Source organism: Deltaproteobacteria bacterium (genome assembly GCA_026712905.1).
GTDB lineage: Bacteria > Desulfobacterota > Binatia > UBA9968 > JAJDTQ01 > JAJDTQ01.
In genome coordinates this window covers 38,617-62,234 of sequence record JAPOPM010000229.1, presented here as the reverse complement: position 1 = coordinate 62,234, position 23,618 = coordinate 38,617, and the positions used below count along the sequence as shown (strand labels likewise).

Genomic DNA, 23,618 nt, shown 5'->3' with positions numbered 1-23,618 from the left:
GGAATTCGCGTTGTCGCGCATGCTGATCGAGGCCCGCACGCGTGCCGCACTGACGCAGGCGGAGTTGGCCGAACGCATGGAGACGACACAATCGGTCGTAGCCCGCCTGGAGAGCGGCCGCATCCATCCGTCCACACGGACGCTGGAGAGGATCGCTCGCGCCACGGGGACCAGGCTTCGGATCAGTTTCGATCCCGCGTGATGCGCCTGGCTGCCCCCGACGCCAAGAGCATCCTGGCGGGAACGCTGCTCACGTCGGCTTCCGAGCCCGTGCTCAAGGATCGGTTGATCCGGATCGCGGAGGGCTCATCGAGAGCGTCGAGCCCATGCCGGCCGCGCCACCGGAAGCCGCCAACGAGGCGCGGGTAATCGACGCCCGCGACAAGGTCGTGATGCCCGGCCTGGTCAACGCCCATTGCCACCATACCGAGGCCTTGCAGCGGAGCCTCCGGGACCGGGTGCCCTTCGAGCTGTGGCTCCCGGAAAGGCGCGCCATCGAGGACATCCTCGACCCCGGTTACGACGACCTGCTCGCGACCAACCACATCGCCCTGCTGGAGAACCTGAAGCACGGCACCACGACCGTGCTGCACCACCTCTCGCGGCGCGGAGCGCGGAGGTCTCGATCAAGGTACGTCTGCAAGTAGGAACTGTAGAACAACTCCCGGTCGTGGATCGGGCCGGCAACAAGTCCGGGAAATCCACCCGTCCAGATATTGCGGTACACCTCGTCGAGGCCGCTCGGGCGAAGCGCCGGCTGGCGCTCGGCCAGAATGGGCAACGTCGGCAGAAAAGGAGACACGGCGGCATCGCGTTGATGTCGCTCGCGGGAGGAGAAGCCCAGCAGGTTGATGATCCCGACCCGCCCCGCCAAGGACTCGGAAACGCCCCTCATCGCCCGGAACTGTTGCGACCCCGTCAGCCAAACAGCTCCGGCTGGCGGCTGTCGTCCACCATCACCTTGATCAGCGGCAACAGTCCGGGAGCATACTGAATTTCGTCGATGAGCACCGGCGGCTCGTACCGCTGCAAGAAGAGCGCGGGATCGTCATTCGCCAGATCGCGCAGCACCGGATTGTCGAGGGAGACATAACGACGAGCATCTTCCGCAAGGTGCCGCAGAAGGGTGGTCTTCCCGACCTGGCGTGGGCCGGTCAGCAGCAGCACGGGGAATTGCCGCGAGACATCCAGCCAGTACGATTCAAGAGTGCGCGGGTAGTACACGGGCCCGCCGTTCGCCGCCGTCCAACTGCGAGAGGCCGCTGGAAAACAGCTCTGGCGCGCGGGGCAGCCGCGGGCGTCACGCGACCCTCCGCCTCACTCGCCCGCGCGGGAGAGAATCGGGGTGGGGGGGAACGCTCAGAACCCCCAATCCACCTGCAGGTGGACGCTCCGGGTAGCGGGCTCGGCGCCCCCCGGCTCCTGCCGCTGCCCTTCCAGGCTCAGCCTCACGCCCGTGGCGCCGTGCCCCGACATCTGCAGCCGCGCGCCCACCCGGTAGGTCCGCGTCTCGCTCGCGGCCAGCACCGTGCCCGCATACGGAGTCAGCAGGCCCGACCCGAACGGCGCCGGCAGGCCATACCCCACGTCCGCGGCCAGCCGACCGGTCGGGGTTGATCGGGTGGCTGGGGCCAAGCCGGCCGTGGTCTGCCGCGACCACAGGCCCTCCACGCCACCCGTGGCCGCGCCCCAGGTCGGCGCCAGGGTTACGGACAGGCCCCGGCCCGCCGGGCCCGGGGCCAAGCGCACGGTCCCGCTCGCGCCCCATTCCTGATACGCGCTGTCTTCATGCGCCAGCAGAACGCGGAGCGCGCCTTCGATGGTCAGGCCCAGGGCCGGGTCCGCGTACCGCACCCGGCCTCCCAGTTCCAACCCGAAACCCGTCTCCGCGTTCCCCCAGTCATGCCGCAGCCCCACTTCCACGGTGGGCGTGAGACTTCGGCCGTCTTCCCACGTAACCCCCCGCGAGCCTTCCAGGATCACCCGCCACCGGTGTACGTCCGCGTTCGTCGCGGCCAGCCCCGTCGCCGCGTCCGAACTCGTCCGCGTCAGCAGAGCGTCCGTGCGGGTGGCCAGTTGGACGCCCCCGTTGTCGGCCGCTGCCAGCAGAATCCCCCGGCCGCCGAACGCCCCCATCCGGAACTGGGTATCCGTCTCGAAGGTCTCGCCGGTGGCCAAATCCAACTCCGCCTCGCCCCAGCCGTAGCCCAGCAGGCCCCAGACGTCCAGCCGGTCCGTCACCGCATAGCGCAGGTACGGATGCACACTGGTCAGCGTGCTCTCCAACTCGCCGGTGCCGCGCTCCGCCAGACCAGGCATGGCGGAACCGCCCTCGCCCTGGCTGTGAGCCGCGGCCACCCCCACCAGCCACTGGTCCCAGCCCCCGTCCACCCCCACGGTCCCCGTGAGCACGTCCCCCTCCACGGTCAGCGTCCCGTCCCGCCCGTCGAACGTGGTGCCGGCGACTCCGCCCCAGGCCGTGAGCCGCGGGGTCGCGGCCCCCGCCGCGTTCAAGTTCAGCCGGAACGAACTCTCCAGCAGCAACTGCCGGACATCCGGCATCCGGAGAGCCCGCGACTGCCCCAGCCGCAGGTCTGAGTTCGGGCCATCCAGCCAAGGATACCACTTCGGCCCGCGGGGGAGTCCGGTGTGGGCGCCATCAGCCACCGCCCCGGTGGTCGCCGGCAAACCGGGCGCCCCCGGCGGGTCCGCCGCGCCCCGCCCCAGCGGGAGCCGGGCACCCCCCACCGTCAGGTGAGCGCCTTGGCCCGGTGAGCCGCGCAGCCGCGCACCCACCGCGTCCACTACGTGCGTCCCCACCGTCCGCCCGAAGCGGGACAGCCACGCCCGTTGCAACGGGTCGTCGTTCCGGATCGTGCCCGTGGCGGTGCCGTCGCCGATCCGGGCTCCGGACGGGCTCGAGAGCGTGAGCGTCAGCGTCTCCTCGCCCTCGTCGTGCGCGTCGTCGAGCACCATCACCGAAACGGTTTTCTCCGTCTCGCCCCTCGCGAAGGTGAGTGTCCCCGACGCTGCCGTGTAGTCCGCGCCCGCCACCGTCGTGCCGTCGGACGTCGCGTACGCGACGGTGGTCGTCACGTCCCGGACAGGGCGCAACGAGACCACGAAGTCAAGCCTCGCCCCTTCGGCCTCCGCGACTCGCGCATCCGCCACCGACACCACCGGGCCCGGGATCGTCACGGAAAGCCCGCCCGCGAACTTCCGTCCATGCGCGTCGCACACGGCATGGTCCGCCGCGCAGTCGGTCGTCACGCGCGCCGCCAGGGTGACATCCCCCGGTCCGTCCGGAATGATGGAGAGCTCCCATCCCGAATTCCGTCCACGCTCCAGCCGCCGCGCCTTCGCGATGTGTCCGCCCTCGACGTCGAACAGCCCGTCCCGCACCGTGCGGTAGCTGAACTCCGCCGGCTCGTGACTGAACGTCAAGTGCAGGTTGAACCCCGCCGTGCCGTTGTGCGCCTCCGGAGCGTGGGTGACCTGCGCCGACACCACCGGGCCCGGGATCGTCACGGAAAGCCCGCCCGCGAACTTCCGTCCGTGCGCGTCGCACACGGCATGGTCCGTCGCACAGTCGGTCGTCACGCGCGCCGCCAGGGTGACATCCCCCGGTCCGTCCGGGATGATGGAGAGCGTCCATCTCGAGTTCCGCCCATGCACCAGCCGCCGCGCCTTCACGATGCGCCCGCCCTCGACGTCGAACAGCCCGTCCCGCATCGTGCGGTAGCTGAACTCCGCCGGCTCGTGACTGAACGTCAAGTGCAGGTCGAACCCCGCCGTGCCGTCGTGCCACTTCACGGCGCGGGCGACCTGTGCCGTGATTGGCGCCGTGAACCGCGCCGTGCGCGCGGTGTCGGCGCCGACCGTCACCGTCACCGTGTCGCTCGCCGTGAAGGGCCCAAAGCCCCGGCCGGTCACCGTCAGCCTGAAATGCAGCGTGCCCGCCGCGGGCGCGGTGAATGACGGCATCGGCCCGTCCGCGCCCTCAAGCGTCACCGTCGCGGGACGGAGCCGTTCGCCGGCCGCATCCACCTGCACCCACTCCCAACTGGCGAGCAGGTCCTTCCACGGCCCCGTGTCACGGGTCTCGCTCCCGTCGAGCGTCACCACGGCGCCCGGCGACACCGTGCGGTCCTCCCCGGCGTTCGCCGGCGGCGTGAAATCGGCGCTGCCGGGGTTGCCATGCACACGGAGTAGGCACAGACGAGTGAGGTTTTCGAAGACACCGTCCGGCAACGAGGTCAGAGCGTTGTTACTCAGATCAAGCGCCCACAACTGGGCCAGCCCCGCGAAGATGCCTCCCGGCAGCGAGGTCAGAGCATTGTCGTTCAGAGACAGCGAGCCCAGACAGCGCTGGTCCGCGAAGATCCCCGCCGGCAACGAGGTCAGGGCGTTGCGACTCAGACCGAGCGAGCACAGCTTGGTCAGCCCCGCGAAGACCCCCGCCGGCAGCGAAGTCAGACGGTTGTCTCCCAGAGCCAGACCGTGCAGATTGGTCAGCCCCGCGAAGACCCCCGCCGGCAGCGAAGTCAGACGGTTGGAGGCCAGATCGATCGAATCCACCCTGGTCAACCCCGCGAAGATCCCCTCCGGCAGCGAGGTCAGAGCGTTGTGTCTCAGCGCCAGCCAGCCCAACCGGTTCAGCCCCGCGAAGTCCCCCACGGCGAGGCTGGTGATATTGCTGTTTGACAGGATCAGGCCTTTCCTTATCTCCGCCAGATGGGCGACGGTGACCTCGGAGCAGTGCGACGCGTCCGCAACCTTCGCCACGATCGCGTCCCGCACCTGCATGGTCCGCCCGCACACGTCATGCGCCGCGACGACGATGTCCGTCCCGGAAGGGTAGGCATCGCTGACCCGGTTCTCCAACCTGCCCGCGCTGTCGACAAACGACACTCTCACGCCGACCTTCTTCGCATAGTCCGCTCCCGTGAGCGTGTAGGTGGCCGAAGCCGCCCCGGCGATGTCGGTCTCGGTGGCGCCGTCCACCCGGATCCACTGGACGCTGTAGTCCATCGGGAAGGCGGTGGCCGGCAGCCCGTCGGCATCGGTGATCGTGCCGAGGCCCGCGGTCAGCACCTGGCCCACCCGAGCCGTGCCGGTGATCGCCGGCTTGCCCGTCGCCGAGGTGTTGGTGCCGGCCCGCTGGCTGACCAGGGTGGTCTGTGCGAGCGCGGGGACGGGGACGGCGAAGAGCGTGGTTAGCGACAGGACGGCGGCAAGTGCGGACAGACCCGCCGCCAGGAGGGGGCGGCGGCGACGCGCGACCACCGCCGCCCCGCGGTCGGCCGGTCGGGATCCGCCATCGGAGGCTTCCTCTTTCTCTCTCTCCAAAACTCGCACCATGTGTCGCCTCCACGGAATCCCTCCTGTCAGTGAGTCAGGAGGGGCTCCAGACCGGCCTCCAGACCTGGGCCGGCATCCCGTTGTAGTCGGTATCGGTTCTAACGTTCGGTTAAATTAAGACCCTTTTGCCAGACTGTCAACAATTCGAGTGAACAAGAGTGATATTCGCAGAGAAGAAACGAACCCGAAGGGGCTGATCGAGGAAGCGCTCCGGGAAAGGAGATCAGATGAAGAAGCCAACGATGGCAGGATGACGGGTGAGCCTCGCCGAACCCCTCTCTCGGCGCGTCCCCTCCGAAGATGGTACCGCCGGACCGCTTGTCTATCCCGTCCGCGCCTCCGCCGTCACCATTTCCGACTTGAGCAGCACGCTGCAGGCCGGGCAGTACCAGCGCTGGAACACGTACTTGCCGGTGAGCAGGTCCATGAGCGGGCCGGCCTCGCTGGGCGCGGCGTCGCCCACGGCGCAGGCGTCGCGCCAGTCCCGGTCGCTCTCGCACAGGACGTGGCCGCAGTGGGTGCAGCGGACCCACGAGCGGCCGTCCACGGCGCACACATCCAAGGACTCCTGGAGGGGGTGTTGAACGGAGTCGGCTCCCGCACCGGAGCCTCGGACACGGCCGGAGCGTGGGTGACGGCGGCCTGCCGCTCGCTCCTGAGCATGTCGCGCTTCTCCCGTGTGGCGTCGGCGTCCACACCCTGCCCGTCGGCCAGGACCACGCCGTAGACGGACTCCGCGGCTCCCCGTGACACGAGGCCGTCGGCGACGTCCAGCAGGACGTCCTCTGGATCGCGTTCGAGCGGATCGCCGTAGCCGCCGCCGTTGGCGCACCGGAGGTACAGCAGGTCGTCGGCGTTCAGGCGGAGGTCGCGGTAGCCCAGCAGGTTGTGGGTGCCGCCGGCCTCTGCCAACTCGTCGGGGAGGGTCTTGGCGGCCACGGCCTTGCGCACGTCGCTGTCCTCCACTTGCACCAGGATGCTGGGGGCGCCCGGATGGCCGCCGTAGATGCCGAACCCCGAATTCCTGAGCCCGGCGACCCCCAGGGCGACGATCTGGATCTTGGCCTCCGGGGCGTCGTGGGTCATGAGCAGGGATTCCTCGCCGGCGCCGCCGCGGAACTTGCCCGCGCCGGCGCCGTCCTGGAGATGGCACTTGAAGTCCAGCTTCACCTTGACGGGCTGCCGGGTCATGTTGGTGATGGTGTCGAACACGTCCCGGCGGATCTTGCCGCGCTCGATGAGCTTGATGCCGGGGATGCGGATGCCCTCGTGACAGATCTCGGTGGCGCCCGGCGAGTTCCCTCCCGGCGACATGGCGCCGACGTCGGCCACGTGCACGAAGGTGGCGCTCCAGCCGATGAGGCGCTCGTCCACGTGGATCGGCGACACCACGTACATGTCCGGCTGGTGGATGGCCGCCAGGTAGGGGTCGTTGATCAGGAACATGTCGTCGGGGAAGATCCCGCCCTCGTCGGTGAAGCGCTCGATGATGCGGCGTACCGCCACGGCGGCGCAGCCCACGTGCCAGGCCATGGCGTCGCCCGCGCACAGGACGTCGCCGTTGGGCTGGTAGAGTCCCGCGAGGTAGTCGCGCATCTGCGCGGCGCGGTCACGAACCTTCCCCTTCCCGCGACGGCCGAGATCGCCGTCGAAGGGCACATACCCACGGGACGTCTCGAGCTCGAAGGCCCCTTCGGAGAGTGGACCGGCTACTACGCCGGGGGCCGCGAGAAACAGCCGGTCATCGAGGTGGCGTCGCTGATGTACCGGAACGACCCGATCATCCTCGGCACCGTGCCGCGCAGGCCGCCCAGCGACGACACCTACATTTCCAGCTTCCTCAGCAGCTCGGCCATCTGGGAGCAGATGGAGGCGGCGGGCGTGCCGGGCATCAAGGGGGTGTGGAACCACGAGGGCTGCGGCAGCCAGATGTTCATCACCATCGCCATCACCCAGTTGTACCAGGGCCACTCCAAACAGGCCGCCATGGCCGCCGCCGGCTCCTACGCGGGCTCCTACCTCAACAAGATGATCGTCATCGTCGACGACGACATCGACCCCACCGATGCCGACGCCGTCCTGTGGGCCATGTGCACACGCGTGGACCCGGACACCGACCTCGACATCATGCGCAATTGCTGGAGCAGCCCGCTGGATCCCATGGCCTACCCCGCCGACCGCCGGAACCTCAACAAGCGGATGCTCATCGACGCCTGCCGCCCCTGGAACCAAAGGGACACGTTCCCCAAGGTGGCGGAGGCCAGCCCCGCGCTGAAGGAGCGCATCCGCAAGCGCTGGCCCGAGCTCTGCGACATCTGACTACCGGCAGGCCTATCGCTTCCACAATGCATTCAGCGGCACCGCGAGCATTCGTTTGTCGCCCAGGGGAAGAATGTCCTGGCCGGCATAGAGGAGTATGCCGCCCTGGAAATCGTCGCCGCAGCGATCCGCCAGCCGCTTGAGACCTCGACCGTCCCCGTCCGTCAACGAAGCGGCGGCCTTGACCTCGACTCCCCAGGTCTTCGAGCCCCGTGTCAAGACGATGTCCACCTCGATCTGGTCGGCGTCCCGGTAATGCCAGAAGCGCAGACCAGGGTCCGTCCAGGCCGCCTGGGCAACGAGTTGCTGGACCACGAACGACTCCAGGAGTGGCCCCATGCGGTCTCGGTGGTGAAGCCAGTCCGCGGCGGTAAGGTCGCAGAGCGCCGAGGCGAGACCGCTGTCGAGCAAATAGACCTTCGGCGTCTTGACGAGGCGCTTGGCGGTGTTGCCGTGCCAAGCCGGCAAGCGTCGCACCAGGAAGAGCCGTTCGAGCACGGCCAGATAATGATCTACCGTCGGCCTGCGCAGACCAAGATCGCTGGCCAAAGCGCTTGCATTGAGCAACTGCGCGCTCCGGAGGGCGAGTAGTTCAAGGACTCGAGCCAGTACCTGCGCATCTTGCACCCTGGCGATGTCCTGAACGTCACGCTCCACGATGATGCGCAGGTACTGGCGGTACCACTGCCGGGCACGCTGCGGAGGCCGGCCGAGAGGTTCCGGATAGCCTCCCGCAACCAGCCGTTCAGCCAATCCGGTTTCCGCCGTGACCGTTCCACCCTTGATCTCGGGGCGTAGAGTTCCTCCCAGCAGAGCGCTCAGGAACCTGCCTGGCTTACGCTCTTTCTCCACTTCCGTGAGCGGGTACAACTGCGCGATCTCCATGCGCCCGGCCAGGGATTCGGTGACTCTCGGCACGAACAACAAATTGGCGGAGCCGGTCAGCAGAAACCGCCCGGGTCGACGATCCCTGTCGACGGCCCGTTTGATGGCGGGCAGCACCGCCGGAGCCCGTTGCACTTCGTCGAGGGTGACTACATCCGGAAGGCTTGAGATGAAGCCATCCGGATCATCGACAGCCGTCCGAAAATAGTTGTTCTCGTCCAGACTGATGTAAGCTCGCTCAGGGGCCAGGCGCTGAACCAGCGTGGTCTTGCCCGCCTGCCGGGGACCCAGAACGCATACCACCGGCGTATCGGCCAATGCTTCCCGGATCACCGGCTCCAGTAGACGGGGATAGATGGTTTCGTTGTCGGTCATTTGGCCATCAGTATACCGTGTATTTGTCTTCTGTAAAGGCGTGTGATTATACGATAAAACTGCGTGTGATTGTACACTACAGGTGCATGCGATTGTCCGGATCGGGCTGAAGATGCCACCCCGTGCTTGACCCCCTCCCCGCCCGCGCTGTACGGTGCCCACGGAGCGCACGACATGGCTGACGACTATCGCGTAATCGGTACTCCGGTGGTGCGTCCGGACGGCGCCGAGATGATCTCGGGACAGGCCATCTACGGGCCGGACGTGACCCAGCCGGGGATGCTGTGGGGCAAGATCCTGCGGAGTCCGCTGCCGCACGCGAGGATCCGCTCCATCGAGGTGGACAAGGCCCGGGCGCTTCCCGGCGTCACCGTCATCAGCGCGGGGGACGTGCCGGACCGGCGTTACGGCTACGCCATCCAGGACGACGAGATCTTCGCGGCGGAGAAAGTGCGCCACGTCGGCCAGCCGGTGGCCGCGGCCGCGGCGCCGGACGAGGAGCGGGCGCTGGAGGCGCTGTCCCTCATCGAGGTGGACTACGAGGAGTTGCCGGCGGTGTTCGATGCCGCGGAGGCGGTGCAGGACGGCGCGCCGCTGGTGCACGATGAACTGGGGCCGGCCCGGTCGGTGTACCTGGCCTCGTGGAAGCCCGTGCACGGCACCAACATCATCCACCAGGCGTCGCACCAGCGCGGCGACGTGGAAGCGGCGCTGGCGCGGGCGGACTACATGTTCGAGGACACCTTCCACGCGAGCCAGATCCATCACAGCTACATGGAGCCCCACGCCACCGTGGCCGCGGTCCGGGGCAACACGGTCACGGTGTGGACCTGCAGCCAGGAGGTGTTCGAGCTGCGCACCCTGCTGGCGGAGCTGTTCGGCGTCCCCGAGAGCCGCATGCGCGTCGTATGCACCAAGGTGGGCGGCGGCTTCGGCGGCAAGATCGAGCCGCGGCTGGAGCCCGTGACCGTGGCCCTGGCGCTCCACAGCCGCAAGCCCGTGAAGATCGTCATGACCCGGGCGGAGGAGTTCACGGCCGCGGCCGGCTCCACCCCGGCCACCGTGACGGTGAAGACCGGGGTCATGAAGGACGGCACCGTGGTGGGGCGGGACGTCGACTTTCTGTGGGACACCGGCGCCCACGCGGAAGGCCTCGCCCCCAGCAACCGCGCCATGAAGGACGGCATCGGCCCCTACCGCATCCACGACATCCGGGTGTCGTCCACGCTGGTCTACACCAACAAGATGCGCGGCACGCAGTTGCGCGGGCTCGGGGTGCCCGAGGGCGCCTTCGCCATCGAGTCGCAACTGGACATGATCGCCGAGCGCCTGGGGATCGATCCGTTAGAGTTGCGCCTCAAGAACATCCTGGAAGAAGGCGACATCAACTCCATCGACGACGTGGTGCGGAGCATCGGGCTGCGGGAGTGCCTGGAACGGGTGGCCGAGTCCATCGGCTGGGGCACCCCCAAGCCCCCGAACGTGGGCCGCGGCCTCGCGGTCATCGCCAAGTCCCCCACCACCCACTCCAGCATCTCCAGCGCCTACGTGCAGTTCAACGAGGACGGCAGCGCCCAGGTGCTGGTGGGCGCCTCCGAGCTCGGCCAGGGCATGTCCGTGGTGCTGTGCCAGATCGCCGCCGAGGTGCTGGGGGTCCCGGTGGAATCCGTGGGCATCGCCAGCGCGGACACCGGCACGACGCCCTACGACCGCGGGACGTTCTCCAGCCGCGTCACCTTCTACACCGGCATGGCCGTAAAGATCGCCGCCGAAGACGCGCGCAACCAGCTCCTGGAGCTGGCCTCGCGCATGGTGGAGGTTCCGCGGGACGACCTTGCCGTGGCCGAGGAACGCGTGGTGTCGCCCGCGCATCCGGAGCTCTCGCTCACGTTTCGCGCGGTGCTGGCACGGGCGCATGCGAGCGAGCGGCCGATCCTGGGACGGGGCTCCTACGGCGGCAAGGGAGACTATCCGACGTTGCCTCACAAGGCCCAGGGCAAGGAGTCCGTGCCCGGCTGGAAGTACGCGGCCCAGGCGGTGGAGGCGGAGATCGACGAGGAGACCGGCATCGTCCGGGTGCGGCGCATCGCCTCCGCCCATGACGTGGGCAAGAGCCTCAACCCCCTGAGCGTCGACGGCCAGATCGTCGGCGGTGTGGTCATGGGACTGGGCTACGCCCTGCACGAACGGCTCCAGTTCGACAACGGCCGCATCGTCAATCCCTCGTTCATGGACTACAAGATCCCGTCGAGCCAGGAGATCCCGGAGATCACCCCCATCGCCGTGGAAGTGCCGCTGCCGGAGGGTCCGTTCGGCGCCAAGGGCATCGGCGAGCTGGCCATCGTGGGCATCGCCCCCGCCATCGGCAACGCCATCCACGACGCGTTGGGCGTGCGTCTCAAGGAGCTGCCGCTCTTTCCCGAGCGGGTGCTGGAGGCGGTGGAGAGCCAGCGGAAGAGCAACGGCGGGTGAGGGACGACCCATGGAATGCAAGCTGATCCGGCCCGCCGACCTGGACGAGGCGCTGGCGGCGCGCGAGGAATACACGGACGACGCTCTGCCCATCGCCGGCGGCCAGTCGTTGCTGGTGATGATGCGCAACCGGCTGGTATCGCCGGGCGCGCTGATCGACCTGGAACCGGTGGAGGCATTGCGCGGCATCGAGGTGCAGTCCCGCGGCATCTCCATCGGCGCCATGAACACGTGCCGGCAGTTGATCGCGTCGCCGGTCCTGCGCGAGGAGGTGGGCGTGCTCCCGGCCGCGGCGCGGCAGGTGAGTTCCACGGCGGTGCGCAACCTCGGCACCATCGGCGGCAACGTGTGCCACAACGAGCCTGGAGCCGACCTGCCGCCGGTGCTGCTGTCCCTCAACGGCCGCGCGGTGTTGCGGCGGCGCACGCACGGCCGGGAAGTCCCGCTGGAGGCATTCTTCACCGGCTACTTCGAGACCGCGTTGGAGCCGGACGAGATCCTGTGCCGCATCGACATCGAGCATCCGCCGGCGGGCGCCGCCGGAGTCTACCTGAAGCACGCCATCAGCCCCGAGGACCTGGCCATCGTGGGGGTCGCGGCGATCGTGGTGCCGGACACGCAACGCCCGGGCGCCGTGGCCGAGGCGCGCATCGGCATCGGCGGCGCGGCGCCCGTGCCGTTGCGCGCGAGCCGCGCCGAGGCAGCCTTGAACGGCGCGGTGCTCGACGAGGAGACCGCGCGGGCCGCGGGCGAGATGGCGAGCACCGAAGTGGACCCAGGCTCGGACCCCCACGCCAGCGCCGATTACCGTCGCAAGATGGTGGCGGTCTTCGTCCGCCGCGCGCTCATGCAGGCGGCAAGGCAGATCCAGGAGAACGGCCATGGCGCTGCTTGATCTCAAAGTGAACGGCGAGGAGGTCCGGGTGGAGGCGCCCGACACGGCGCTCTTGCTGGACGTGCTGCGCGAACGGCTGTTCCTCACCGGCGCCAAGCGCGGCTGCGAGACCAGCCACTGCGGCTGCTGCACCGTGCGCGTGGACGGCATGGCGGTGCACAGTTGCGTCGTGCTGGCGGCACGCTGCCAGGGCAGGGAGATCACCACGGTGGAGGGGTGCGGCGACGGCATGGAGCTCGACCGGCTCCAGCGCCTGTTCTTGGAGCACGGTGCCGTACAGTGCGGCTACTGCGGCCCGGGAATGCTCATGGCCGCCAAGGCCCTGCTGGAACGCAACCCCGCGCCGACGCTCGACGAGGTGAAGAAGGGGTTGGACGGAAATCTCTGCCGTTGCACAGGGTACACGCCCATCTTCGACGCCATTCTGGCCTACGCGCGGGGAGAATGACCGCGCTCGTGCGTGCTTCGACACGGCGCCGTACCGCAAGCTCCGGATCACTGATACGAACTCTACAGCCACGTCCACTACGCGTCATTCCCGCGGAAGCAGGAATCCAGGAGCGGTGGCGCGGGGAAGTGCCCGTCTGGCCCTCCCCGCCCCTGGATTCCCGCTTCCGCGGGAATGACGATTCGAAGGGTCCCAGCCTCATGAGTCTTGACACAGCCTATTCCGCGGGAATGACGCGTGGTGTCGGGCTTACCTCGTATCGGTGATGGAGCCAGAAACGGGAACATGACACAAACGGCAGCCTACGCCCCCAACAGAGCCCCCGTCGCCGTCGCCGGCGTCATGCTGGCGGTCTTCCTCTTCGCCATCGACGCCACCATCGTGAGCAGCGCCATGCCCACGGTGGTCTCCCAACTTGGCGGCATCGACCTCTACAGTTGGGTGTTCTCGGTCTACATGCTCACCTCGGCGCTGGCGACGCCCATCTTCGGCAAGTTGTCGGACCTTTACAGCCGGCGCACCCTGATCCTCCTGGCCATCGCCACCTTCGTGCTGGGCTCGGTGGCCTGTGGCGCGGCCCAGACCATGACGCAGCTCATCGTCTTCCGCGCCGTGCAGGGTATGGGCGGCGGGGCGGTTTACGCCCTGGCCTTCATCATCGTGGGGGTGGTGTTCCCGGTCGAGCAACGCGCGCGGATGCAAGGACTCATCGCCAGCGTGTGGGGCGTCGCCTCCGTGCTCGGCCCGGCGGGCGGCGGGGTCATCGCCGAGTACTGGGACTGGCGCTGGATCTTCTGGATCAATCTTCCCCTGGGGATCGGGGCGGCGGGGCTCATCCTCGCGGGTTTCCGCGAGCAGCGCACCCAGGGCGCGCGCAGGCCGCTGGACCTGCCGGGTGCGGCGATTCTCCTGTCGACGCTGATGCTGCTCTTCTATGGCCTTCTGGTAGCCGCCAACCAGATCGACCTGATCACGGCGGAGTCCGTCGCGGTGGTGGTGGGAGTCGTCGTGCTGCTGGCGCTGTTCATCTCCATCGAAGGCCGGGCGCGGGACCCACTGCTGCCCGTGGCGTTGTTCCGCATACCGGGCTACAGCCGGCCCGCCTACCTCAGCCTGCTGGCGGCCATGGGAATCTTCGGCTTCATCGGGTTCCTGCCTCTGTACGTTCAGGGCGCCCTGGGCGGAAGCGCCACGCTGGCCGGTGCGACACTCCTGCCGTTGAGCGTGGGATGGACCGCCGGGAGCCTGACCGCCGGCCGCGTCGCTCCCGTCTGGGGGTATCGCAGGGTCTGCACCACCGGGATGGCCCTGATCGTGACGGGCTACATCCCGTTCATGTTGCTGGAAGAAGCCGGCGGCATGACCGTGATGCTCATCGCCACGAGCGCGGCCGGCACGGGCATGGGGATGACCAACGTCACGGCGCTGGTGGCCGCCCAGGGCGCGGTGCCCTTCCAGAACCTCGGGGTCGCCACCTCCACCGTCATGCTGTTCCGCACCATCGGCGGCGCCCTCATCCTGAGCATCATGGGCAGCATCCTGCTGCAACGCATGAACTCCGCCTTCACCGTCATCGCGGCGGACCTGAAGGCGTCGCTGCCCGAGTCCGTGTTGCAAAAGCTCCTGAACCCGCAGAACCTGCTCGACCCCGCCACCCGCGCGCTGATACCCGCCGACCTCATGCCCGCCCTCATCGGCGCCCTGGTCAACGCGCTGTGGTGGGCGTTCCTGGTGGGCCTCGCAGCGGCGGTGTCGGGGCTGGTGCTGAGTTGTTTTCTGGAGGGTAAGAGGGCCGGATGAAAGCGACGCGCCGCTAACCCTGCCCCGCCAACAACTCCTCCAACGCATAGAGCGTCTTCCGCGGAAGTCGTTCCAACGGATAGTACCCCGTTACGATGTCGAGTGCCGCTTGGTAGTCCGTCAGGTTGAGGTAGCGAAGAAGAAACCGCACGTCTTCTTCGTCGTGAAATACCTCACCCAGTCGCATCGCGAGGCACTTCATGGCCAACAAGTACTCCGGCGCCGCCGTCAACACGCGCAGGTTGGAAGATTCCAGATACGGGTGGAAATCACCCTTGTCGCTCAGGTAGCCCTTGACCGCGTCATTGAGCCAGTTGGAGGGCAACCCGGAGGAGGCGGCAACCGCTTGCGCGGCTTCCCGTACCTGCCTCGCCGGCCTGAAGAAGGCGTCGATGTCCTTCGTGGACGGGCGCGCGTCGAAGACCAGGCACATGACCGCGCCTCCCACCAAGTACAACTCCCCTGCAACTCCCATGCGGGAGAGTTCGTCATTCAGCTCCTGAAACAGCCGTTCCATGTCGGATTTGGAGTATTCCACGATTTCACCACACTAGATCCGTTGCCCGACGCTGCTGTCGACGAAGAGGTTCCGCCGCCGAAAGGGGGGCGGGGAGTTGGTCAGGAGATACAACCGCAAGCTCATCAATGACGAGGCAAACCAGGGCTCCTCCAACGGCGGGACCGCTTTTGTCCAGCCGGGAGGAACGGTTCCCTTGTACATCGCGGTTTCCTCGATGATCGCGGCAAGGTAGTTTGCTTCGAAAGTCGGCAAGTTGAATTCCGGTGCATGATGGACGGCCCGTTCGAAATCTCTCCGGTTCAGCCTCTCAAGCGAGTCCTGCACTTCCGCAAGCACGTACGAGCGGGCATGGGGACGCGTCGAGAGTTCGCGGCAAAGAGTCTGAAACTCCCGTTCGACAGGTGGGAGCACGAGGTTCAACACCCAGTTCGACACATCCATGCCGGCGCGCGCCGCCCGTTCCTGGATACGCGCTTTGTCCTCCGCGCTGATACGGATCTGAAGCTGTTGGTTCTTGCTCACGCCACTACCATAGCGAAGGGAGACACAGGCTGTCAATACATCGTATTGACATTCTGGCCAAGCAAACCATCCGACCGCACATTGACGAAACCTCCCGCTCCTGTCTATGATTTCCGCAGCCTAACGGCACCCACAAAGCCGACCGGAGGAACCCGTGACTACAACGCCTGACTTCATCGAAGAGACTCTCGACATTGCCGGCATATCCGTGCAGGTGCGGCGCGGCGGCTCGGGAGAGCCGTTGCTGATACTCCACAGCGAACTGGGCGTACCGGACTGGCTGCGAGCGCACAAACTGCTGGGCGAGCATTACTCCGTGTGCGTCCCTTCCCTGCCCGGGTTCGGCACGTCCTCGTTTCCCGACTGGATGATGTCGGTGCGGGACCTGTCCGCCTGGGTCAACTGGTTCGTGCGGGAAAACGGCCTCGCGACCCCGCTCAACGTCATCGGCTTCTCCATGGGGGGCTGGATCGCCGCCGAGCTGGCCGCGGCCAACAGCGCCATCTTCTCGAAGATGGTCCTGGTGGGCGCGGCGGGGGTGAAGCCGCGCGAGGGCGAGATCTGGGACTACTTCCTGAACTCCGGCAAGGATGCGTTCCAGCAGGCGTTCCATGACCACGAGTCGGAAGAGTACCTGAAGTATTACGGCAAGACCTGGGACCCGGACGAGGCCGAGCAGGTGGAGACCAACCGCGAGGCGGCCATCCGCTACCTGTGGCGTCCCTACATGCACAGCGTCACGTTGCCGGATCTCCTGCCGGGCGTGGCCACCCCGACGCTTCTGGTGTGGGGAAGGCAGGACGGCATCGTTCCCATCAGCAGTTGCGAGCGTTACCAGGAATGCATACCCGGCGCCCGGGCCGCGGTCATCGAGGACTGCGGACACATGCCGGAGATGGAAAAGCCGGAGGAGTTCGCCAAAGTCGTTCTCGATTTTCTCGGGGGGTGACGTCGTCGGCCCACGAGCGAACGGATTTCAGGCAGCCAGCCGCCTGGCATTGCGATCCCCCCTCCCGCGTGGGTGAGGGGAACAGGGAGAAGGCACGATGTTCATAGGCCACTTTACCGAAGAACCCTGGCAGAAAGAGGACTGGCCCGTGGAATGGGGCTCCGGCGTCATGGGGGTCAGCAACAGCGAATACGATCCCGTGCGCGCCGCCAACCTCTACCATCGCTACATCGACGAGAAGCAATACGCCGAGGAGATGGGCTTCGACGGGATCATGGTGAACGAGCACCACAGCGCGCCGTTCTGCATGAACTCGGTGGCCAACGTGAAGGCGTCCATCCTCGCCCGAGTCACCAGCAAGGCCAAGATCCTGCTTCTCGGCAATATCCTGCCCATCCACGACGATCCCCTTTGGCTGGCGGAGTCGCTGGCGATGATCGACGTGATCTCCCGCGGGCGCCTGATACCCGGCGTGGTCCGGGGCGGGGGCAGCGAGAGCCTGACGCACAACATCCCGCCCCACTACAATCGCGAGCGCTTCGAGGAAGCCCACGACTTCCTCATCAAGACCTGGACCACCCCCGGCCCGTTCCGCTGGGAGGGCAAGCACTTCCATTACCGGTACGTGAACCCCTGGGCGGTGCCCTATCAAAAACCGCACCCGCCAATCTGGGTGCCAGGCACCTCCAGCAGGGAGACGGTGGAATGGTGCGCCCGGCACCGCTACCCCTACATCATGCTGGCCAGCCAGATCGATCTGACTCAGCAGATGTACAAGGTCTACTATGACACCGCCCGCGAAGAGGGCTACGAAGCCGGGCCGCAGCATCTCGGTTTCATGTTCTTCTTCCACGTGGAGGAAACCGAGGAGCGGGCCATCGAGGTAGGCCGCACTCTGACCCAGGGCGTGCGCAGCCCCTACGACCCCGGCGCCCAGCGGCCCAAGCCGTGGATCGCGGGCCCTCCGGGAATCGCCACCAAGAGCGCTCGGACGTTGCGCCGAAAGATGGTGGCCGCGGACTCCTCCGGCCGCACCCGCGCGGGGGCCAGGGCGACCTTCGAAGACCAGGTGGCGACCCACGGCATGATCGTCGGCACACCCGACTCGGTCATCCCCAAGGTGCGCTACATCATGGAGGAGTTGAGGCCGGGAACGATCATCTTCCGCACGGGCGACGGCGCCATGGACCACGAGTCCCAGATGCGGACGTTGAAGCTGATGGGCGAGGAAGTCATGCCCAGGCTCCGGGAGATCGCCGACGAGCTGGGGCTCCCCGGCCCCTACGACGTCGATCCCAGGACCAACGAGCCGGTGACGGCCATGGCTTCCTGAGAGCCTGCGCCGCCGAAGATTGGTTGAATTGTCCTGCCCTGTCGAATTCGGGGCTTAGCCGGCTGGCCGCACGCCGGGAGGTGACCCATGTTCATCGGCCATTTCACCGAAGAGCCCTGGCAGGTGCCCGACTGGCCCGACGAGTGGGGCACGGGCATCCACAAGGTCAGCAACGCCGAGTACGACCCCCAGCGCGCCGCCAACCTGTACAACCGCTACCTCGACGAGAAGCTCTACGCGGAGGAGGTAGGATTCGACGGGCTGATGGTCAACGAGCACCACAGCGCGCCCTTCTGCATGAACGGCGTCGCCAACGTGCAGGCCTCGATCCTGGCCCGCATCACCACCAAGGTGAAGATCCTGCTGCTGGGGAACATCCTGCCGATCCATGACGACCCGTTGTGGCTGGCGGGGCAACTCGCCATGATCGACGTCATCTCCCGCGGCCGGCTGATCCCCGGGATCGTGCGCGGTTCGGGCGGCGAGAGCATCAGCCACAACATCCCGCCGCACTACAACCGCGAACGCTTCGAGGAAGCCCACGACTTCCTCATCAAGACCTGGACCACGCCCGGCCCGTTCCGCTGGGAGGGCAAGCACTTCCACTACCGCTACGTGAATCCCTGGGCGGTGCCCTACCGGAAACCGCACCCGCCCATCTGGGTGCCAGGGACCTCCAGCCGGGAGACCGTGGAGTGGTGCGCCCGGCACCGCTACCCCTACGTCATGCTGTCGACGCAGCTCGAGCTGACGCGCGAGATGTTCAAGGTCTACTACGAGACGGCGGAGGAGGAAGGCTACGACGCCGGCCCGCAGCACATGGGCTACATGTTCTTCGTTCACGTGGAGGAGACCAAGGCGAAGGCCATGGAGGTGGGGCGCACCCTGACCCAGGGCGTCCGCAGCCCCTTCGACCCGGGCGTCCAGCGGCCCATTCCCTGGATCATGAGCCCGCCGGGCCTGAACAGCCGGAACGCCGTGGCCCTGCGCCGCCAGATGACGGCTCCCGACGCAACAGGGAAGACCCGCGCCGGCGCCCTGGCCTCCTTCGAGGATCAGGTGGCCACCAAGGGCATGATCGTCGGCACCCCCGAGCAGTGCGTGGAGGACATCCGCTACATCATGGATTACCTGCGCCCCGGCATCATCATCTTCCGCACCGGCGACGGCGCCATGGACCACGAGTCGCAGATGCGCACCCTCAAGCTCATGGGCGCGGAGGTCCTGCCCGCCATGCGCGACATCGCCAAGGAGCTGGGCCTGCCCGGACCCTACGAAGTGGACCCGGCCACCAACGAGCCGGTGGAGGAGTTGGCGTCGGGAGGCGCCGCGGGCATGCGGCCGCCTCTCTCCTAGTGTCGTGTCCCGCAAAATACCCGGCATAATTTGCTGGTCTTTTTCGCCGTCGGCTGCGTTGCTCTTCCTCGCGTGGTGCCCGCCACTGCTTGTCATCGCGCCTTGCCGAGAGAATTATAAGGAATACTTGACAAGCGCTGGTGCACGGACTGCCGCAAGTACTTCAGCGTGAAGGTCGGCACCCCGATGCAGTCCAGCAAGCTCCCGCTCCGCAAATGGGTTGTCGCCATGTACATGATGACTACCAGCTTGAAGGGCGTCTCTTCGATGAAGGTCTACCGGGAACTGGGTGTCTCGCAGCCTACCGCGTGGTTCATGATCCACCGCATCCGGGAAGCGTGGGACACGGACGGCGCTGGCGGTTCGTTCCGTGGTTCAGTCGAAGTAGATGAGACCTAATGGGCGGCAAGGACCAACGGGATCGAAAGCTTCTGGAGCCTCCTGAAGCGCGGCTACAAGGGCACCTACCACAAGATGAGCGCCAAGGACCTTCAGAGGTACGTCAACGAGTTCGCCGGACGGCACAACGTCCTATCCCGCGACACGTTGGACCAGATGGCAGCCATCGCCCGCGGCTTTACCGCGAAGCGGTTGCGGCTCCAGGACCTCACCGCCGCGCTGGATGTGCCGGTGCCCCAGGCTGGCAGGGACGTGTTCTAACAACAACGAAGGGCCTGAGATTGCTCCCCGGCCATCCTTCATCGTTGATAACCATGTGGGTTGCCATGTTGCTGCCCAGCGCTCCGCTTTCCCGCCGGTGCGAGACAATTACCGGCAACGTGAATCCCTGGGCTATCTGTAGTGCCTTCTGAAACATCTTAGGACTGCCCTCCTCGATCGAGCTCGGGAATGTCGCCGATCTTCTCGAAGGTCGTGCTGTCGTAACCCTTGATCCGCCATTTGATCATCCAAACCTCCAAGCCTGTCGTTTGCTTCCCATCGCCTTTCGGCACGTCCGGCACGTGACCTCGGACGCGATGTTCGTGATCCAGCAGTACTCTGCGGCCCGCACGCACGGCGTGTCGTATACGTCCACGCCGATCTCGTACCAGTGAACCGCCTTGCTCTTGCTCTCGTATCTCGGAGGAATAGGCATGCGGCACCGGTTGGAGTTCTAATCCGCCACCTGTCTGGCAGTAAAGTGGGGGTTGCCCGTGGTCATGTAGCCGCCAGCCGTCCACTCGACATGAAGCCGACCGCTGCCACCGGTATACTCCTCCAGGACCTCCTGTGGCGTCAGGCCGGTGGCTGCCAGCTCCCGAAGCAGCCGTTGCACCTCGTCGTCATCGGAAACCAACACGCCGCTGATGAGCTCCGTTGTGCTGTCGTAACCCTTGATTCGCCATTTGGTCATTTGTCTCCTCCGGGCTCCTCGACGGCAGCGCGCTGCCCCGTCAGCACTGCCAGAACCTTCCCTGTCGCACTCTGAGCGAAAAGCCGCTCAACTCAGCTAGGCGTTCAAAGAACGGCTTTGTAAGTTGATCCAGCGCCGCCATGCCCCGCTTGTAGCCATCCACGGCCCGGATGATGTCATCCAGCGTCACCGGCCAGGGTTGCGGCTTCGGCGTAGCAATGGGTGCGTTCGTTGGGTTCAACACGGTCTCGACGTGTTCCGAGATATAGATATGCTCCGTCGCCACAGCAGGGCTGTGGCTGTACTTCCCCTCAAGCACATCCGTGCGGTAGGTGAATTCGGCTTCGGTGAGCCACGCCATGATGCCTCCCTTTCAGGTTGGGCCGGGAGGACGAATCAGCGCCGTCAAGTATTCTTTATAATTCCCCTTGCCGACGACGAAAAATCCTGCGCAACTTATGCCGGGTCTTTACGGGACACGACACTAGCTCTCGACTTGCTGGAGCCCAAGCTCAAGACGCATGCCCAAGGCGGCCGCGGCTCGTTTCAACGTGTGCAGCGTCACTCCTTCATTCTCTGGATCCAGCAACCGGTCCAGTTGTGATCGGCTGGTTTCCATGCGTTCGGCCATGCGCGCCTTGGAGAGTTTCTGTGCCTTCATCGCTTCCGTCAGCTTGTAGGCAAGAACGGCCTTGACCGCATCATTCTTCACCTCTTCGTAGATGCCGTCTTCCCGCAGCAAACTCTCAAGCGTGGAACCAGCGCCCGTGTCATCGGCCATGTTGGTACTCCTTCATTCGACGCTCCGCGAGCCTCAACTCTCGGAGCGGGGTTGACTGAGTCTTCTTGATGAAGCCGTGCAGGAGCAGCATCGTGGACCCTGAAATCGTAAAGAACACCCTGGCAATTCGTCCGCCTGTCAGATTGCTGCGCACCTCGTACAAACCCGGGTAGCTTACGAGCGACCGGCAGAGTGGTGGTCCACACGGCCAGCCGAACTCGACTGCCATGAGGTCTCGGCCAATCGATCTGCGGTCCTCGCGAGAAAGCGCTCCGAGCCAGTCGCGCACTGGTTCATGGCCTCTGGCTTGACGGTAGAATCGTGCGACTACGCGCTTCGGAGGAACCATCACGCCATAGTGTACCGTACTTGGTACAGTCGACACAAGGTTGCAGTGATGGGGTCGCAACCGACTCAGGTAAACACCGCCATGGACGCCGGCGGCAGGAACTGCACTTGAAGCCACCCTACCGGCGGCCGTATAGTCGTCCAAGGGGAGTAACGTATGAGAACGCAACTGTCCGACCCCTACCCTGCCTGTCCGTTCACCGACGGCCATTCAGAATGCTTGCCGCACTTGATTTGACGAGATGGAGAAAACGGTTTGATGAAACGCGACACTTTCGACGCGCTGGTCATAGGCGGAGGAGTCAACGGGCTCTCGGCGCTGTATCACCTTGCGCGGCTCGGCGTGAACCGGCTCGGGCTGGTGGAGCGGTTTTCCCTTGGGCACGAGCGGGGCAGCTCGCACGGGGCGGCGCGCATCACGCGGAGCGCGTATACCGCGCCGGAGTACGTGCGCCTGATGCAATGGGTGCACGCGGAGGAGTGGCCCCGGTTGGAGAAGGACGCCGGCACCCGTCTCGTCCACCCGAACCCAGGGCTTTTCGCCGGGGCTCCCTGCGAAGGCTTCAACAGCTACATCCGCGCGGTGGAGCAGGAAGACGTGGACGTGGAGGTGGTCACGCCGGACGAGGCGCGCAGGCTGTACCCGCAGTTCAAGCTGGAGGACGTCGAGCACGTGCTGCTCGACCGAACCGCGGGCATCGTCGCCGCCAGCGAGACAATGACGTCACTCGCCCGGCTGGCGCGCGCGAACGGCGTGCACATATTCGAGAACACCGTCGTCCACGGACTCGATCCCGGCACCGAGCCCGTCACCGTCGAGACCAGCGCGGGCGTCCTCAAGGCCGAGTGCCTGATCGTGGCCGCCGGGGCCTGGACAGGACAGTTGCTGCCGTTCCTGAAGCCCAAGCTCGCGGTCGCCCGCCAGACGGTAGGCTACTTCGTGCCCCCGGACAACATCGACGACTACCGGCCCGGCCGCTTCCCTGTGTGCATGTACATGGGAGAGGAAGAGAACGACGTGTTCTACGGCATGCCGGAGTTCGGCCGCGCCGGCGTCAAGTTGGCCCGCCACGTCCGGTACGCCAGGGACGACGATCCCGACGATCCGCCGGATTCCGTCGCCCAGTACCGGATCGACGACCTGCTCCGCTTCATGACCATGTTGTTCAGCGCCAGGGGCTGGACCCTCGCCGGCGCCGAGCACTGCCTGTACACGGTTTCCCCCAACGAGGACTTCATCATCGACCACCATCCCGAAAACCCGCGCATCGCCATCGGCACCGGTTTCTCGGGCCACGGGTTCAAGTTCGCCCCCCTCAGCGGCAGGCTGCTGGCCGAGCTGGCGTGGGACGGGAAGTTCTCCATACCCGAGGCCGAAACGGCACGGCGGCTGTTCTCGCTGCCGGACCCGCTCACGACGTGAAGTCGACCTCGTACAGGTCGTAGTGCGACTTGTGCATGCCCAGGTTGTCATAGGTCTGTTGAGCGATATCGTTCGTGCGCTCCACGTAAAGGCGTATGCCGCAGACGTCGCCGCGGGCGCCCGCAAGGTTCAAGACGTGGTCGTACAGCGCGCGATAGACGCCCTTCCGCCGCCAGCCGTCATCCACGTAGACGCTCTGGATCCACCAGAAGGTGGCGTTGCGCCAGTCGCTCCACTCGTAGGTGATGAGCAGGCTTGCCACTACCGCCGCCGTGCCGGCTTCGGCGGTGTCCGCGACCGCCACGAGGTAGAACCCCTTCTCCGGCGCTTGGAGCACGCCGGCAACGCCCTGCCGCAGCGTTGTGGCATCCAGTGTCTTGTCCTCGGTCTCGAGTGCCATCGCCTGCTGGAATGCCGCGATAGCCTCCACGTCAGCCAAGGTTGCCGTTCGTACACCTAGGTTCATCATCGGTCTCT

General features: G+C 66.4%; 23 protein-coding genes. 12 read left to right on the top strand and 11 right to left on the bottom strand.

Annotated features, from left to right (window positions below; translation table 11 throughout):
- Together OXF11_19765 and OXF11_19760 are read left to right on the top strand one after the other, a co-directional pair.
- Nucleotides 1-202, top strand: a 202-nt coding sequence (locus OXF11_19765) for a helix-turn-helix transcriptional regulator (protein MCY4489337.1), incomplete at its 5' end; no start/stop codon positions are given.
- A gap of 124 nt (nucleotides 203-326) precedes the next feature.
- Entirely contained in the window at nucleotides 327-647 is a 321-nt protein-coding gene (locus OXF11_19760; GenBank protein ID MCY4489336.1) for an amidohydrolase family protein, read from the top strand.
- 271 nt (nucleotides 648-918) lie between these two features.
- Here OXF11_19760 and OXF11_19755 read toward each other — a convergent pair whose 3' ends face one another.
- The 3 genes from OXF11_19755 to OXF11_19745 form a co-directional block, all read right to left on the bottom strand.
- Nucleotides 919-1,167, bottom strand: coding sequence for an AAA family ATPase (locus OXF11_19755; GenBank protein ID MCY4489335.1), 249 nt, complete (start codon nucleotides 1,165-1,167; stop codon nucleotides 919-921).
- 192 nt (nucleotides 1,168-1,359) lie between these two features.
- The gene (locus OXF11_19750; GenBank protein MCY4489334.1) at nucleotides 1,360-5,361 is read right to left on the bottom strand and encodes a leucine-rich repeat protein; all 4,002 of its coding nucleotides are present in this window, start codon (nucleotides 5,359-5,361) and stop codon (nucleotides 1,360-1,362) included.
- A gap of 345 nt (nucleotides 5,362-5,706) precedes the next feature.
- Complete coding sequence (locus tag OXF11_19745) at nucleotides 5,707-6,957, bottom strand: hydantoinase B/oxoprolinase family protein (protein ID MCY4489333.1); 1,251 nt, start codon at nucleotides 6,955-6,957, stop codon at nucleotides 5,707-5,709.
- On the opposite strand from OXF11_19745, the gene OXF11_19740 reads away from it, so the two are divergent.
- Entirely contained in the window at nucleotides 6,883-7,680 is a 798-nt protein-coding gene (locus OXF11_19740) for a UbiD family decarboxylase (GenBank protein ID MCY4489332.1), read from the top strand. The two genes, OXF11_19745 and OXF11_19740, sit on opposite strands and share 75 nt — an antisense overlap.
- A gap of 12 nt (nucleotides 7,681-7,692) precedes the next feature.
- Here OXF11_19740 and OXF11_19735 read toward each other — a convergent pair whose 3' ends face one another.
- Nucleotides 7,693-8,940, bottom strand: a complete 1,248-nt coding sequence (locus OXF11_19735) for an ATP-binding protein (GenBank protein ID MCY4489331.1) — start codon at nucleotides 8,938-8,940, stop codon at nucleotides 7,693-7,695.
- A gap of 174 nt (nucleotides 8,941-9,114) precedes the next feature.
- Here OXF11_19735 and OXF11_19730 point away from each other — a divergent pair, with 174 nt between their 5' ends.
- The 4 genes from OXF11_19730 to OXF11_19715 all read left to right on the top strand — a co-directional run bounded on the left by OXF11_19730 (nucleotide 9,115) and on the right by OXF11_19715 (nucleotide 14,555).
- Complete coding sequence (locus tag OXF11_19730) at nucleotides 9,115-11,412, top strand: xanthine dehydrogenase family protein molybdopterin-binding subunit (GenBank protein MCY4489330.1); 2,298 nt, start codon at nucleotides 9,115-9,117, stop codon at nucleotides 11,410-11,412.
- Nucleotides 11,413-11,422: 10 nt separating this feature from the next.
- Nucleotides 11,423-12,307 (top strand): xanthine dehydrogenase family protein subunit M, encoded by an 885-nt coding sequence (locus tag OXF11_19725; GenBank protein ID MCY4489329.1) that lies wholly within the window; start codon nucleotides 11,423-11,425, stop codon nucleotides 12,305-12,307.
- Nucleotides 12,294-12,755, top strand: a complete 462-nt coding sequence (locus tag OXF11_19720; GenBank protein ID MCY4489328.1) for a (2Fe-2S)-binding protein — start codon at nucleotides 12,294-12,296, stop codon at nucleotides 12,753-12,755. The genes OXF11_19725 and OXF11_19720 overlap by 14 nt, the downstream gene beginning before the upstream one ends.
- 285 nt (nucleotides 12,756-13,040) lie before the next feature.
- Nucleotides 13,041-14,555 (top strand): MDR family MFS transporter, encoded by a 1,515-nt coding sequence (locus tag OXF11_19715; protein ID MCY4489327.1) that lies wholly within the window; start codon nucleotides 13,041-13,043, stop codon nucleotides 14,553-14,555.
- 13 nt (nucleotides 14,556-14,568) lie between these two features.
- Here the strand turns inward: OXF11_19715 and OXF11_19710 are convergent, their stop codons facing one another.
- Complete coding sequence (locus tag OXF11_19710) at nucleotides 14,569-15,093, bottom strand: DUF6036 family nucleotidyltransferase (GenBank protein MCY4489326.1); 525 nt, start codon at nucleotides 15,091-15,093, stop codon at nucleotides 14,569-14,571.
- Between the two features lie 12 nt (nucleotides 15,094-15,105).
- Nucleotides 15,106-15,597, bottom strand: a complete 492-nt coding sequence (locus OXF11_19705; GenBank protein MCY4489325.1) for a hypothetical protein — start codon at nucleotides 15,595-15,597, stop codon at nucleotides 15,106-15,108.
- A gap of 154 nt (nucleotides 15,598-15,751) precedes the next feature.
- Between OXF11_19705 and OXF11_19700 the strand changes: the two genes are divergently transcribed.
- The 4 genes from OXF11_19700 to OXF11_19685 all read left to right on the top strand — a co-directional run bounded on the left by OXF11_19700 (nucleotide 15,752) and on the right by OXF11_19685 (nucleotide 19,895).
- Nucleotides 15,752-16,546, top strand: coding sequence for an alpha/beta hydrolase (locus OXF11_19700; GenBank protein MCY4489324.1), 795 nt, complete (start codon nucleotides 15,752-15,754; stop codon nucleotides 16,544-16,546).
- A gap of 97 nt (nucleotides 16,547-16,643) precedes the next feature.
- On the top strand, nucleotides 16,644-17,879 hold the full coding sequence (locus OXF11_19695) for an LLM class flavin-dependent oxidoreductase (GenBank protein MCY4489323.1): 1,236 nt from the start codon (nucleotides 16,644-16,646) through the stop codon (nucleotides 17,877-17,879).
- 87 nt (nucleotides 17,880-17,966) lie between these two features.
- Nucleotides 17,967-19,235: an LLM class flavin-dependent oxidoreductase gene (locus OXF11_19690; GenBank protein ID MCY4489322.1), complete on the top strand. Its 1,269-nt coding sequence runs from the start codon at nucleotides 17,967-17,969 to the stop codon at nucleotides 19,233-19,235.
- Between the two features lie 420 nt (nucleotides 19,236-19,655).
- Nucleotides 19,656-19,895 (top strand): transposase, encoded by a 240-nt coding sequence (locus tag OXF11_19685; GenBank protein MCY4489321.1) that lies wholly within the window; start codon nucleotides 19,656-19,658, stop codon nucleotides 19,893-19,895.
- 454 nt (nucleotides 19,896-20,349) lie between these two features.
- On the opposite strand, the gene OXF11_19680 is transcribed toward OXF11_19685, so the two are convergent.
- The 4 genes from OXF11_19680 to OXF11_19665 form a co-directional block, all read right to left on the bottom strand.
- The gene (locus OXF11_19680) at nucleotides 20,350-20,589 is read right to left on the bottom strand and encodes a hypothetical protein (protein ID MCY4489320.1); all 240 of its coding nucleotides are present in this window, start codon (nucleotides 20,587-20,589) and stop codon (nucleotides 20,350-20,352) included.
- Nucleotides 20,590-20,629: 40 nt separating this feature from the next.
- Nucleotides 20,630-20,950 (bottom strand): hypothetical protein, encoded by a 321-nt coding sequence (locus OXF11_19675; protein ID MCY4489319.1) that lies wholly within the window; start codon nucleotides 20,948-20,950, stop codon nucleotides 20,630-20,632.
- A gap of 123 nt (nucleotides 20,951-21,073) precedes the next feature.
- Complete coding sequence (locus OXF11_19670) at nucleotides 21,074-21,370, bottom strand: helix-turn-helix transcriptional regulator (GenBank protein ID MCY4489318.1); 297 nt, start codon at nucleotides 21,368-21,370, stop codon at nucleotides 21,074-21,076.
- Nucleotides 21,360-21,719: a type II toxin-antitoxin system RelE/ParE family toxin gene (locus tag OXF11_19665; protein MCY4489317.1), complete on the bottom strand. Its 360-nt coding sequence runs from the start codon at nucleotides 21,717-21,719 to the stop codon at nucleotides 21,360-21,362. The genes OXF11_19670 and OXF11_19665 overlap by 11 nt, the downstream gene beginning before the upstream one ends.
- Nucleotides 21,720-21,977: 258 nt before the next feature.
- Here OXF11_19665 and solA point away from each other — a divergent pair, with 258 nt between their 5' ends.
- Nucleotides 21,978-23,141 (top strand): N-methyl-L-tryptophan oxidase, encoded by a 1,164-nt coding sequence (solA, locus tag OXF11_19660; GenBank protein MCY4489316.1) that lies wholly within the window; start codon nucleotides 21,978-21,980, stop codon nucleotides 23,139-23,141.
- Here the strand turns inward: solA and OXF11_19655 are convergent.
- A complete protein-coding gene (locus OXF11_19655; GenBank protein ID MCY4489315.1) occupies nucleotides 23,131-23,607 on the bottom strand; it encodes a GNAT family N-acetyltransferase in 477 nt (158 codons plus the stop codon). The two genes, solA and OXF11_19655, sit on opposite strands and share 11 nt — an antisense overlap.
- Nucleotides 23,608-23,618: the final 11 nt, after the last annotated feature.

Bases quoted from the DNA above. Each gene is read 5' to 3' on its own strand.
- OXF11_19735 (MCY4489331.1), bottom strand. From the start codon at position 8,940: ATGACCGACAACGAAACCATCTATCCCCGTCTACTGGAGCCGGTGATC.
- OXF11_19690 (MCY4489322.1), top strand. From the start codon at position 17,967: ATGTTCATCGGCCATTTCACCGAAGAGCCCTGGCAGGTGCCCGACTGG.
- OXF11_19675 (MCY4489319.1), bottom strand. From the start codon at position 20,950: ATGGCGTGGCTCACCGAAGCCGAATTCACCTACCGCACGGATGTGCTT.
- OXF11_19695 (MCY4489323.1), top strand. From the start codon at position 16,644: ATGTTCATAGGCCACTTTACCGAAGAACCCTGGCAGAAAGAGGACTGG.
- OXF11_19655 (MCY4489315.1), bottom strand. From the start codon at position 23,607: ATGAACCTAGGTGTACGAACGGCAACCTTGGCTGACGTGGAGGCTATC.
- solA (MCY4489316.1), top strand. From the start codon at position 21,978: ATGAAACGCGACACTTTCGACGCGCTGGTCATAGGCGGAGGAGTCAAC.
- OXF11_19760 (MCY4489336.1), top strand. From the start codon at position 327: ATGCCGGCCGCGCCACCGGAAGCCGCCAACGAGGCGCGGGTAATCGAC.
- OXF11_19720 (MCY4489328.1), top strand. From the start codon at position 12,294: ATGGCGCTGCTTGATCTCAAAGTGAACGGCGAGGAGGTCCGGGTGGAG.
- OXF11_19745 (MCY4489333.1), bottom strand. From the start codon at position 6,957: ATGCGCGACTACCTCGCGGGACTCTACCAGCCCAACGGCGACGTCCTG.
- OXF11_19725 (MCY4489329.1), top strand. From the start codon at position 11,423: ATGGAATGCAAGCTGATCCGGCCCGCCGACCTGGACGAGGCGCTGGCG.
- OXF11_19750 (MCY4489334.1), bottom strand. From the start codon at position 5,361: ATGGTGCGAGTTTTGGAGAGAGAGAAAGAGGAAGCCTCCGATGGCGGA.
- OXF11_19665 (MCY4489317.1), bottom strand. From the start codon at position 21,719: ATGGTTCCTCCGAAGCGCGTAGTCGCACGATTCTACCGTCAAGCCAGA.
- OXF11_19680 (MCY4489320.1), bottom strand. From the start codon at position 20,589: ATGACCAAATGGCGAATCAAGGGTTACGACAGCACAACGGAGCTCATC.
- OXF11_19670 (MCY4489318.1), bottom strand. From the start codon at position 21,370: ATGGCCGATGACACGGGCGCTGGTTCCACGCTTGAGAGTTTGCTGCGG.
- OXF11_19730 (MCY4489330.1), top strand. From the start codon at position 9,115: ATGGCTGACGACTATCGCGTAATCGGTACTCCGGTGGTGCGTCCGGAC.
- OXF11_19715 (MCY4489327.1), top strand. From the start codon at position 13,041: ATGACACAAACGGCAGCCTACGCCCCCAACAGAGCCCCCGTCGCCGTC.